We start from the raw sequence: 11,453 nt of genomic DNA, 5'->3' as shown, positions 1-11,453 counted from the left end.
GCACCTGCTCGTGCCCATCGCGGCAACGGAGCATCGTTTCGGTGAAGACTAATCAGGGGGCAAACGTTGCGTTTAACCAAAGCATCCATCAAGGGGTTCGGAAGAATCGCGGCGGGGTCGATAGACCTGACTCCGCGGGTCGTCGCTGTTGTAGGCCCGAACGAGGCGGGAAAGTCAACGCTGCTCGACGCGCTGCACTACCTGACTGACACTTCATCGACTCTTCCGACTACGCGTCGATCCCGGACTGCTAAGCCAAACGATGACACAACCGTCGTCAAGGGAATCTATGTGCTCGAAGAGCATGAAACGCAGTCCTTCAGCGATATGGATCTCGAGGAACTTCCGCGAAAGCTCGAACTTTCACGTAAAGCAGGCGAAACAACCCGCTACATGCTGGTCGAACCGGACCCTCAGCACTCGCGGATCAAGGTCGCAGCGCTGGTTACCAAATTCCAACAGCCCATCACGAGAGACTCGTTCTCTGATCTGAGCTCAAGCGATGACTCTGAAATTGAGGATTGGGCCGGACGCAAGTCGCAGGCGCTCGAAGGCTTTGAGATTTTGAGCGCGAAATTGAAGGAAGCGGAAGAAGCAGACCAACTGCGCGAAGTACTCCCTGAGCTTCATGATCAATTGGTTGACTTGCAGGAGTCTGCGGAAGCCCTGGAGGTAGCATCGGAAGCTCGTCAATCAATCGGTGACCTGCTCAACTGGGTCAAGGCCGGCTCGCCAGGCGCGGAGGTCCGGCGCCGACTCGGAAAGATGCTTCCCCTGGCGCTGCTCTTCTCCGACAGCGATCGAACGCTGCCTTCAACATTCACCCTGAGCGAAGACACACTGCAGGACGCGCCCGCCTCGGTTCAGAACCTCGCGGACATGGCCGGACTTTCCCTGCCCCAACTCTTGTCTGAGATTGAGGACGGTCACAGGGCGGCGCACGGTACGAGGATCCGCAGAGCAAACGCTGTACTTAAGCAAAAATTCAATGAATCATGGCGGCAATCGCATCTTTCAGTGGCTTTCAACCTCGAAGATTCCACTATTTACATTGAAATCCTCCAAGACGAAGACATCGTCACGCCAATCAATGAGCGAAGCGCCGGGTTACGAATGTACGTGGCTATGGTGGCATTTCTTGAAGGGCGGGCACAGGACGTCAAGCCGGTTCTACTCATCGATGAAGCCGAGACACACCTTCACCTAGATGCGCAGGCGGACCTCGTTGCTTCATTCTCCCGCCAACAAGCGGTCGCAAAGATCATCTATACGACACACTCACCGGCATGCTTGCCCGCTGATCTCGGCACCAATGTCCGCGCCGTGCTTCCAAACACGGAAAATTCCCAAGAAAGCACCTTAGAAAACAGCTTTTGGCGCAACGCAAGCGGCTTCACCCCGCTGATGATCGCGATGGGAGCGGGAGCGTCCGCATTCGCTACAGCTCGTTACGTAGTGCTCGCCGAAGGCGCGACAGAGATGCTCGTACTGCCATCGCTAATCCGCGCGGCAACCGGCCAAAGTGAGTTGCCCTACCAAGTTGCCCCCGGTCTGTCTGAATCTTCTCCGGAAGACTACAAGGATCTGGACCTGGAAGGAGCGCGCGTCGCCTTTCTCGTCGACAATGATGCGGGCGGAACCAAGCTGAAGAAGAGTCTGGTTGCAGCCGGAGTCTCCTCGGAGAAGGTAGTTCAGCTCGGTGCGCTCATGCTCGAGTATCTTCTTGACCCCGATGTCTACAGGATGTCGTACGCCCAGCTGCTGCGCGAGTGGAACCCCACCGCCACCATCGCGGATCTGCCTACCTTCGACGAACACAGTAAGTTGACCCGCCCGAAGCAGCTTGAGGCATGGGCAAAGGCAAAGCCAGGCCTGCGCATTCCTGGCAAGCGAGATGTAGCAAGCTACATCGCTGAACACGGAAAAGCCATCCCCAGCGAGAACGCGACGGCGCTACTCCAAACCCTCCATGCTGAACTGGTCCGGGCTCTCGGTCCTACCTCCAAAGGAAGAACTCGCGCCGAACAATCTGGTGAAGACTACTCCAGACCAAACTAGGCGCGGTGTGGAGGACTTGGGACATGCCAAGCGAGGAATGCCTTTGTGCTCGGGTGTTGCGGGGCAGCTTCATCCACCAACGTGCTTCTGGAGTTGGGCGGCCCGGAAAAAATCGTCGAGGTCCTCCTCGCGGCCGGCTGCAGGAACGGTTGCGGGAACGGGCCCAACTCGACGCCATGGCCAACGACTAGGAGCAGCAACAATGGTTGCGCTAATCCCTGCTGACGGGCGAGAATCTAACGTCGATCGAGATTAGCGCTGTAGCACGACGGTCTGGTGGCGGCCGGCGGTCCGCGCCGCGCCGATCCTCCGGCCATTCTCGTCAACGGACTGGTCCCGTCATTCAGCCTGACGTACCCCGTTTCAGAAACTCATCTCAGTCCCTACCGCGTTCCCGAAAGGGGGCACCACCACCGGACTCTTGGAAGTCATGTTGTATGCCGGCGGACCAGACTCTGCCGCAATGGGCACCTTGGGACCCACGTGAACCTGAGCGGACGTCCCAACGTCTGCCACGTGAGAGGAGCGGTGGTAGGCCGCAGTGCCGAAGCGGAGATCGGGCCCGATTGTGTCTGCCACGATGCGGCGGGCTTCGCGGCGTTCGCCGTCCTTCTCGTACGAGCGGAATTCCAGCTCCCCCGCGACGGTGACCGGGTCGCCCTTTTTCAGCGAGGTCGCCGTGTTTTCTGCCAACGCGCGGAAGGCGGAGACATTATGGAAGACGGGTTCTCCGTCGCGCCAGGTGCCGTCTGCCCCCTGGATTCTCTGGTTGACGGCGACACGAAGCTTAGCGTGGGCCACGCCACTTTCGCCGATGCTCAGTTCGGGATCGGCGACGAGATTGCCCGCGATGCTAACCGGGATCTTGGTGCTCATTGATGTTGTCCTTTCAGATGTCGGCGGGACTCTCCCGCCGGACAGTTTTGGTACGGCCGTCGTTATGGGCCCGCCATTGCTGGCCCATCCACGGGCCGCACGGGCCGTTCCACGCCCATGTAGGACGCTGCGGGGTTCACGCGAGGATCCGCGCCAACTGCGGAGATCTTGCCGCCGAATCCCGGCGGATGGGCAATTTCGAGAATTCCCTTGCTGGCAGCGGTGACGCGGCCCAACACTGACTTGGCAATGTCCGCACGGGACTCGGGTAACTTGCTGCCGACGTCGTGGGTCATCGCATCGGTCTCCGCCTCAATGACGGCGTCAGCCCATCCAGCCAGGTAGGTGGCGGATTGCGGGCCGCGGTCGATGCCGTGGGCCCTGAGCACGGTGTAAGCGACGGATTCGGCCTCGATTTCGGCCAGCCCCCGGTGATCCGCGCTGCTGCCGTAGAGCCGGCCAATCTCGTCGTCCGGACCATGGAGCAGCATATGCCCAAGCTCGTGGGCAAGAACCGCTGTGCGATCTTCCATTCCCAGCCAGGCACCAATCTGGACCCGGTGTCCGGCGAAGTCCGTAAAGCCGCTTGCCAGCCCATACTGGGCGTCTGTCACATCGACGTCGAACCCGTGCCTGCCGGCGACGGCCGCCAGGGATCGCCACAGTTCACCTGCATCCACGCCAGCGGCGGCACCGCCACGGGGCACCAACAGTGGTGTCCCCTGCGTCTGCGAGACGTCAAAGACCGCCTGCCCGCGCCAACCGGTGATGACGGTTTTCTTTCCATCGTCGACGGCGCCGCGCGGCAACTGATCCCCCGCCGCGAAGCGCTGCCGGGTACCGTCCGGAAGTGTCACCTGCTGAACCCGGACCGTGCGGGGCGCGATCACCCAGAGCGCATGCTCACCTCGCGACACGGTGCGGCCGTGGCGAGCCCATTCCTTGTAGCCGGCCACCAGGGTGGGTTCTTCGGCGCCGCGCTGGGCCATCTGCATCATGAGCAGGGCGACGTTGCCGCCCGAGTATCGCCACAATGTTGCCGAGGCATCCAGCAGCACCTGCCAGTGCGACGGAGATTCAACGGCCTGTTCCAGGATCTTGTGGAGACCACCCGTTAGGGCAGCGATGCGTTCTTCCGGTGTCATGCGCGAATTACCGGTATCGCTAGCGCTGAACGCGGCATTTGCCGCCACATCGCTGGATTCGTCTTCAGGTTCAGGGGCCACGACAGCCGCCCTCCATACTTCTCGGGTTCCCGCCGGGACCACCCTGCGGATACTCATTCATGTCCTGAGTGACCCAAACAGCATGACTTTAGAATTCGTCACCGATCTGGTGGGAGGCCGCCTGCCACTCAACGAAGCCCGGTGCGTCCAATCGCAGGATTCTCAACGCGGGGTCCTTATGCGCTTGAAGACCGACGCAGCCGGCCATGCGGGTATGGGTCCGCAGGCGCTCGACGGCGTGTGGCAGCCGCTCGTGAAAGGCGAGCGGCCCGAAGCCGGGGTCGTCGCTGGCATAGGAGGCCAGTTCCGCCCGATGCAGCGCGTACAGCTCGGCAACGATCTCGGTGTGTCGCCACCAGCAATCCGGAACCACCGACGTCGTCAGCTGGTACGTGGCGACTAGCCATCTGACCCACACCGCCAGGTCGCCCCACACGGTCCCGGCCTGCGCCGCCGTCAGTGCTCGCCAACGGTACGTCACGCCGGTCACCCTCGCGGGCGGCCGGAATGGGGACCGGAAAAGCTCGGCCGTCAGGTCGTCCTCCTCTCCTCCTGCTGAGGGGATCTCAAAGCGTTCGGTGTCATCCTGGCTCGCCACCGCTCACCTCCGCGGTTGTTTGCTGCCGCGAGCGGTGCCCGTCTGCCAGAGCTTGTTCAAGCTCCAGCTTCGACCGGCCGAGTTCGGCCGCGTCCTTGCGCTTGTGCCATTCGCGCAGGTCCAACAGGATGGGGCGGGTCCGCCGCCCCAGCATGAGGGCTGTGCCGGTGGGCAGACGCCGGATCTCATGCAGCGCCAGGACCGGGCTCTCCCTGATCTGTTCGCCGTCCTGGCGGCCTTGTGCGGACCAGGAACGGGTGTTCAGGATCAGGCTCCGCTCCCCCAGGAGCCCGGCGAGCGAACGAAGGTCACGCTCGTCAGAGCCGCCCCCGAAGATCACCTTGATGATGGCCGAGTCCCAAATGGTCGCGGCCTCATCGATCGACCATCCCGTCCGCGCCTGGGACAGGGACTGCAACACCACAAGAGTGGAAATGCCGATACCTCCACCGTCAGAGAGGGCGATCGGCAAGCCCGGCCACGGCGCCAGGTTCGCAATCTCGTCCAAGATGAGGGACAGCGGCGGGTCCAACCTGCCACCAGGGGCGATGAAGGCCATCTCGCGGGCGGCATTGTCGATGTCGTCGATCAGGGCCGAAAGGTACGGACCAGCTGCGGCGGCTCCGGCGCGGGTCCCGATCAAATACAGGGTCCCGCAGTCGCGGATGAATGTCTTGGGATCAAATTCCTCAGATTCGTCCAGGGGGTCCAAGGCGGCCAGTACTTTCGGCGATGACAGCGGTGCCACGGCGGCCGAGACACCGATCCAGGAGTTGGAGGTATTCCTGGGGTCATCCTCAAGGATGCCCATGAGATCGGCCTGCCATCCCAGCGCTGCACCGGGCCGGCTGAGTACCTCCAACGCCTCACGCGCCAGGACAGGGCTCGAGGACCAGCGGCGAAACGCGCGGACGCCTTCCCCGGACAGTGCCGCAGCGTGCAGGAGGCATTGCAGGATAATCAGCGAGCGCTTTTGCCAGGCCGCGTTTTCGCCTTTCATCTCGGTGTCGGCGGTGATGACGAGCGCGCGGCGGGTGGCGACGTCCGGATCCTTGCAGCCACGGACGGGAGACCAGCGAAGCGTTGACGGCAACCCGGACATGCCCTGCGGATCGAACACTGTTACCGGTCTGCTCCCCGTGGCGCGGGCCTTCATAGTGACCACCAGGTTGTCGGCGCGGGTGGACGTGGTGACCACGGCACCCGGCGCGTCGAGGATCGCATTGATGACAACGTAGAGGCCCTTGCCGGAGCGCGGCGCGCCTTGGATGACCATGGATTCCTCGGTGGAGACGTGGATAGTGACCCCGCGGGATCGGCCCAGCGTCCAGGCAACGTCCTCGATCCGGGGTTTGGCCAATCCTGGCCGTGTGAATTTTCCCCGCCTTCGGACGGCCCTGGCTCCGAAGTCGTGAAGGATCTCGGCCCGCCGGGCAATACCCTCACGATTCAGGATGTCCTGGCGCAACCACGCTCCAGATTGCTTCCACCTCCGCCACGCCAGGATGGACCCGACGGCGAGCGCCGCCACCAGGAGAAGCACCGGGCCCACCACCCACCAGACGGCGCCGGCGCCGACGTCGCACCCTTCTGGTTGACCAAGAATCCAATCAGTCCGGCCAGCAAAGAGCCCGACGGCGGCGGCCGGGTTGAAGGGCGACGGTGAGCCGCCGCCGCAGCGCCAGATAATCAGGATGTGGGCTGCGCTCTGGATCAGGACGCACAGGCAGACGTAGCCGGCTGTTGCGATAAGCCCGGCCGTCACGAGTGGAGTACTGTCCCCTGCACGCCGGTTCATGGCGGCTTTCAGACCATCCGGTCGTCGGTGCCGAATACTGCCAGTTCATCGGTGGTGACCCGGTTGGCGACGATGAAGGAACGGTTCCCGACTTTCCAGAGCCCGACGCCCTTGGGGAGGTTCTCCACGTGCTCGCATTCCGCCTCCGACAGACCCAACGCTTCCTTGGTCAGACGCATGGCATCGTGCTTCTGCCGGTAGATGATCCTGGTGTCGGCTTCTGTGAGCAGGCCGAGTGCCTTTTGGCGGTGGCCGCTGGTGCTGTCGCCGATTTCATTCAGATCGGCCACCTTGTGCATGATGAGCAGATTCGCTATGCCGTAGGTACGGGCCAACCGCCATTGCTCGCTCATTTTTGCGAGCATGTAGGGGTCCGCCAACATGCGCCAGCCCTCGTCATAGACCACCAGCCGCTTGCCGCCATCGGGATTCGTCACGGCCGCTTCCAGCCAGGTGGCGCCGCACGCCGCGGCGAGGGACAGTGCCTGCTCCGAGGCACCGATCAGCGCGGACGTGTCCATCACCATCATGGGCGCATCAGCATCAAAGGAGACGGTGGAGGGTGCATCAAACATGCCTTCCAAGTCGCCGGAGACTGTGCGCCGCAGCGAGTGGCTGACGGCCTGTCCCCCGTCCTTGCCGACCAGCCCGATGGTTTCCCTTGACGGGTTCAGCAGGTGGTCCAGGACCATCGGCAGCGTGGGATTCGAGTTCTGCGCGACCGTTTCCATGAGCGCCATATCCAGGGCTGTGTGTTCCACCGGATGCAGCGGCATCCCCTGCCGCATGAGCGACACCAACGCCACCAGCAGATAGCGGCGTCGTTGACGGACCACGGCCTGCCACTGCGCCTCACTTAGCGCGCTGGACCGCGGACCGGCGTCGAGCGGATTAACCCGGGCAGCGCGGCCGGGGCCTACAGAAATGACCTTCCCGCCGACGGCGTTCGCGACGGCAACCCACTCGCCCTTAGGGTCAGAGGCGACCGCGGCCTTCCGACCCAGCGTGATCGACCTGGCCACCAACGACTTTCCGCACATGGACTTCCCTGTCCCGACGGTGCCGATAACGACGATCGACGGGCCATTGATCACGCCTTTGTCATAAAGAATCCACGGATCGTAGGAGAAAGCACCGGAGCCGAACACGTCCGTGCCGATGTACGTCCCCTCGTGGCCCAGCCCTGATTCGGTGATAAACGGGTAGGCAGCGGCGAAGGTCATGGTGGACGCCCGGTGCGGTGCCGGGCGCAGGCGGTGCGGACCGCGGAGAGAATCCGCATCATGGCTCCCCCAGTCGCCGCCGTGCTCCCTTCTGTCGAGCCCGGCACCGACCGTCTCTCCCAAGCTGCGGAGCGCGGACTCCCACGGCTGGCTGTGAGCATCGTAGTTCTGCCGGCGTCGTTCCTTCCGCTCCTGGCGGTTCCCACCTGCCGGCACGTAGTGAACCGATTGGATTGGCCTTTTCACCGCAGTCCCCGCCCAAACGGGAGCGCACCAGCGACGAAGGCCGCCCATTGCTGACCGGCCAGCAACCGCAGTTCGACGAAGGCTCCCGCCGCCGCCGACTCGAGCTCCTGCCTGTGCCGAGCTAAATCTTGGAGGGTGCCCGCCGTGATGGTCACGTACGCGGCCGGCCGCACGTCTCCGTGACCGGCGACGATCTCTTCCTCCCGCTGGGTCACCTCTTCTTCCTCTGCCCGTTGCTCCCGGGTGAGCGGCCTGTCGAAACGGGTATTGATCCGTCGCCTAGTTTCATGGGCTTCCTGGGCGGAGCGAATGTCCCGCAGCGCCTCAGTCGTGGGTACGGCGCGGATCACCTCGGTCACCGTATGGCGGAAATCGCCCACGTAAATCAAGGGGTGGAGGAAGCCAGGAAAGACTTTCTGCCGCGGCCATTCGGCGATCCAGAACGTTTGATGAAAACCGGAGTCAGTGCGCACATAGGTCCAGTGCTCATCGACCGCCATCGGCCCGGCAGCGACGCCGGGCGCCTTGGATTCTCTATCGTTCTGGAGCTCCGGCGCCGTCGTGGAGTCTATGGGCTGCCGTGCCGGGGTTGCCGGGGCGGCCGGATCGAAGGCGCCGCGGACGACGTCGAGGAGTCCCGTCTCCGGGAGCCACTCCTCCACCCTGACATTGTGAGTGCCCAGCGCGGTGGTCATGGCCTCAACCTCCAGCCGCAGCACCTGTTCGACGCCGACGAGTCCCCCGCCGGACTCCTTGATTCGGCGTCGCGCTTTGCCGGTGTCCACCACAAGCGCGAGCAAGAGGTCGTGGCTCATCGCCGATCCGGCCGCAGCGATCAGGTCCTCGTAGGCACGCTGACCCCAGGTGAGGTCTTTTGGCGTGCTCGCCCGCTCCGGGGCAGTGCGTTCATAGAAGTCGCGCAGGGCCGACGAGGGATACGGGACGGTGTAGTCCTGGACGGCGATTCTGGCGACGCTGCTGCGCTGGGCCATGCCTGCCTGCACGCGGGACCAGGCTTGAACCGCCCAGGCCTTGTCATCAGAGTCCAGGAGCGCGAATGATCTGGTGCTGCAGCGCAGCACGGCGATCGCCTCCCTGCCGCGGGCGTCCACGATGAACGACTCACCGGTTGAGGTCCGACGCAGTTCCAGGTTCCCCAATCCGCCCGGCAGCGCCAAGTGCCCCGCCAAGGCCGGGCGCTCGGGCCTGATCAGAAAGCGGGTCTGCTTGGCGGCCAACCGGTAGAGGAACAGGGCTGCATGCCCGGCCCAGACCGGGTAGGGGATCCTCGAATACTGGAGCAACCCGAGCAGGATGAGCGACAGCCACAGTGGTCCCGATGCAAAGAGGCCAAATGGTCCGCGAAGTGCCGATGCCGTGCTCGCTACAACGACCCCGGCCGACAGCAGCAGCAACTGGTACCACTTCAAGCCCATAAATACGCCGCGACGCTCGTACCGGGGGAAATTGACGGCCTCGAGGGCGCGCGAATTTTCAGACATGGAAATCACCGTCATTCAGGTGCTGGACGACTGCTTGCTGTCGGATGGGTGGGCGGCCCGGTGTTGCCAACGGAGGCCCCGTCGGGGAGGCAGGCGACGGGGACGCCGGTTGCGGTGCCGTTCGAGAGGCCTCAGGATCAGCCGGCTGTCTCGGCGGCGGTGGCTGCTCGCCGGATGCACGCGTACCCGGGCCCTCGAGCGGCGCGCCCGGAGTCGAATTCCGCCCACGCCGGCCTCCATGCGCCCGGGGTGACGGTCGCTCGCTAGCCGTGGTGCCGGCGTCGAGCATCAATGCGGGCCCAAAACCCCCGGTGGGCTGGGCCGACGTCGTGCCTGTCTGCGTTTGCGGCAGTGGCGCACGGGGTGCCAGTACGCGGGTGGGAAACTGTGGCCGGCTCGACTGGATCGGACGAGTCGCAGATGAGTGCGATGCCAGGCGAGCGAGCGTGAAGCGGCCGCCAGCCTGTCGGCTGATCTGCCGGGCGGCAAAGCCGGAGCTTCGAGAAAGTACGTGACCGCCTCCCGCAGTTTGCGCCGCTGCGGCAAGCTCACCACCGGCGAAACTAACCAGGCGTAGCGTCATCAGCGGAGCTCCACAAGCCAAGGCCATACCGACGACGCCGGCGGCCAGACCGGCGAATGACTTCGACTCGGCAAAGAGCTTGATGGCCACGGCCAGCACGGTCGCGGCCAACGGCTTGGCGAGAAGCAACGCGATGACGATTTCGCACCACCGCCGCGCCCAAGTTTGCGTCTTCTCCCACGGCATGAGCATGAGAGCGACCGGGGCGACTGCGGCGAGCACGATGAGCGCGAAAGATCGAAAGATCATTGAACACATCAGGATGAACGCCAGAACCCAGACAACGATGACGGCCATGGCGGTGACGACAACGGCCCCGGCCGCGCCTCCACTGGACCCGGGAGCCAGAGAGATGACGTTCCAGTCTCTGCCGGCGCCGGCCGGAGCCTTCTCGAAGCCGAAGAGCCTCATGAACAGCACGTATGGATCTGTTCCCAGGGAGCCAAGAAGCGCCGCGGACGCCGAATCACTCACTTTGGTGAGCTGGCGGACCAAGTACACCGCACCCGCCACCATTGGGACGGCGGCAGCCCCGCCTACCAGGGCCCGCACAAGACGGCGGGGTTGTTGGCTGATCAAACCGGACAGCAGCTGGATGATCATGGCAACGACAAGGGGCGTCATCATGACGACGACCCACCAACTCGTGAGGCCTTCGACGGCGGTCCACTGCGAATCATCCACGTCCGAGAACCTGAACGCGCCAGTGATGAAGGACCAGATCCATGAAGCGATATTTTGGAGAATATTCGCGAAAAGCGACGTGATTGAACCCTGGATGCCGTCGTTCGCTTGGGAGACGAGACCGCACCCGGGCGGCCACCATCCGTTGAGATCACAGTCAACCGGCATGATGACTCGGACCTAGAATCCGAGATTGAACGCCGACTGGGACCAAAGAATGTAGCCGTTAATGCCACCCAGGATTGCTGCCACCGGGCCAGTCCAGAGCAGGATCATGCCCCCACCGGAGGCCAGACGCGACGATTGGCTCAACTTACCTGCCAACAGCATCGCGGCGCCCATGATCGCGACAATGGCGATCACTATGAAGGCGCCCACGAGGATGCCGCCGCCGATCTGTTTCAGCGACTCGAGAAAGGGAAAGTTTGCGTTCGGGGTGATTCCGGGATCCACAGCTGCCAGCTGGCAAATACGGGTTGATGGTACGGGCAGTCCGGTCAGGTGGTACCGCTCCTTTCGGCTAGGTGGTACTGGTGGGGTTGGTCTGGTTGGCTCTTGGGAAGCTGGCGGCACATTCGGTGCTGCCGCTTTTTGTTGAGAGGACTTTTCATGGCGGACTACAGCGCGATCATGGCCTTGGTGTTTGAGCACCGAAGCTA

General features: G+C 63.5%; 9 protein-coding genes. 1 reads left to right on the top strand and 8 read right to left on the bottom strand.

From position 1 onward, the window contains the following. The first annotated feature begins 66 nt into the window (after positions 1-66). Entirely contained in the window at positions 67-2,058 is a 1,992-nt protein-coding gene (locus RCH07_RS12820; protein WP_326967861.1) for an AAA family ATPase, read from the top strand. A 363-nt stretch (positions 2,059-2,421) separates the two neighbouring features. Here RCH07_RS12820 and RCH07_RS12815 read toward each other — a convergent pair whose 3' ends face one another. From RCH07_RS12815 to RCH07_RS12780, 8 genes are all read right to left on the bottom strand, one after another. Continuing rightward, positions 2,422-2,934, bottom strand: a complete 513-nt coding sequence (locus RCH07_RS12815; RefSeq protein WP_326967860.1) for a single-stranded DNA-binding protein — start codon at positions 2,932-2,934, stop codon at positions 2,422-2,424. Between the two features lie 62 nt (positions 2,935-2,996). After that, the gene (locus RCH07_RS12810) at positions 2,997-4,079 is read right to left on the bottom strand and encodes an ArdC-like ssDNA-binding domain-containing protein (protein ID WP_326967859.1); all 1,083 of its coding nucleotides are present in this window, start codon (positions 4,077-4,079) and stop codon (positions 2,997-2,999) included. A 169-nt stretch (positions 4,080-4,248) separates the two neighbouring features. Further along, complete coding sequence (locus RCH07_RS12805; protein ID WP_326967858.1) at positions 4,249-4,758, bottom strand: hypothetical protein; 510 nt, start codon at positions 4,756-4,758, stop codon at positions 4,249-4,251. Continuing rightward, positions 4,742-6,556 (bottom strand): type IV secretory system conjugative DNA transfer family protein, encoded by a 1,815-nt coding sequence (locus RCH07_RS12800; RefSeq protein WP_326967857.1) that lies wholly within the window; start codon positions 6,554-6,556, stop codon positions 4,742-4,744. The genes RCH07_RS12805 and RCH07_RS12800 overlap by 17 nt, the downstream gene beginning before the upstream one ends. An 8-nt stretch (positions 6,557-6,564) precedes the next feature. Beyond that, positions 6,565-7,779 carry an ATP-binding protein gene (locus RCH07_RS12795; RefSeq protein WP_326967856.1) on the bottom strand — a complete coding sequence of 405 codons (1,215 nt, stop codon included), beginning with the start codon at positions 7,777-7,779 and terminating at the stop codon, positions 6,565-6,567. A 242-nt stretch (positions 7,780-8,021) separates the two neighbouring features. After that, the gene (locus RCH07_RS12790) at positions 8,022-9,527 is read right to left on the bottom strand and encodes an SCO6880 family protein (RefSeq protein WP_326967855.1); all 1,506 of its coding nucleotides are present in this window, start codon (positions 9,525-9,527) and stop codon (positions 8,022-8,024) included. After that, on the bottom strand, positions 9,520-10,962 hold the full coding sequence (locus RCH07_RS12785) for a type IV secretion system protein (protein WP_326967854.1): 1,443 nt from the start codon (positions 10,960-10,962) through the stop codon (positions 9,520-9,522). Before RCH07_RS12785 ends, RCH07_RS12790 begins: the two co-directional genes overlap by 8 nt. A gap of 12 nt (positions 10,963-10,974) precedes the next feature. Then, positions 10,975-11,453, bottom strand: a 479-nt coding sequence (locus tag RCH07_RS12780) for a hypothetical protein (protein WP_326967853.1), incomplete at its 5' end; no start/stop codon positions are given.

This window comes from Arthrobacter sp. CG_A4 (assembly GCF_035985125.1).
GTDB lineage: Bacteria > Actinomycetota > Actinomycetes > Actinomycetales > Micrococcaceae > Arthrobacter.
The sequence above is the reverse complement of the archived record's forward strand: the minus strand, read 5'-3'. Positions and strand labels throughout refer to the sequence as shown.

Excerpts from the sequence above, each read along its gene's own strand:
- RCH07_RS12815 (WP_326967860.1), bottom strand. The coding sequence starts at position 2,934 with ATGAGCACCAAGATCCCGGTTAGCATCGCGGGCAATCTCGTCGCCGAT.
- RCH07_RS12810 (WP_326967859.1), bottom strand. The coding sequence starts at position 4,079 with ATGACACCGGAAGAACGCATCGCTGCCCTAACGGGTGGTCTCCACAAG.
- RCH07_RS12800 (WP_326967857.1), bottom strand. The coding sequence starts at position 6,556 with ATGAACCGGCGTGCAGGGGACAGTACTCCACTCGTGACGGCCGGGCTT.
- RCH07_RS12795 (WP_326967856.1), bottom strand. The coding sequence starts at position 7,779 with ATGACCTTCGCCGCTGCCTACCCGTTTATCACCGAATCAGGGCTGGGC.
- RCH07_RS12790 (WP_326967855.1), bottom strand. The coding sequence starts at position 9,527 with ATGTCTGAAAATTCGCGCGCCCTCGAGGCCGTCAATTTCCCCCGGTAC.
- RCH07_RS12785 (WP_326967854.1), bottom strand. The coding sequence starts at position 10,962 with ATGCCGGTTGACTGTGATCTCAACGGATGGTGGCCGCCCGGGTGCGGT.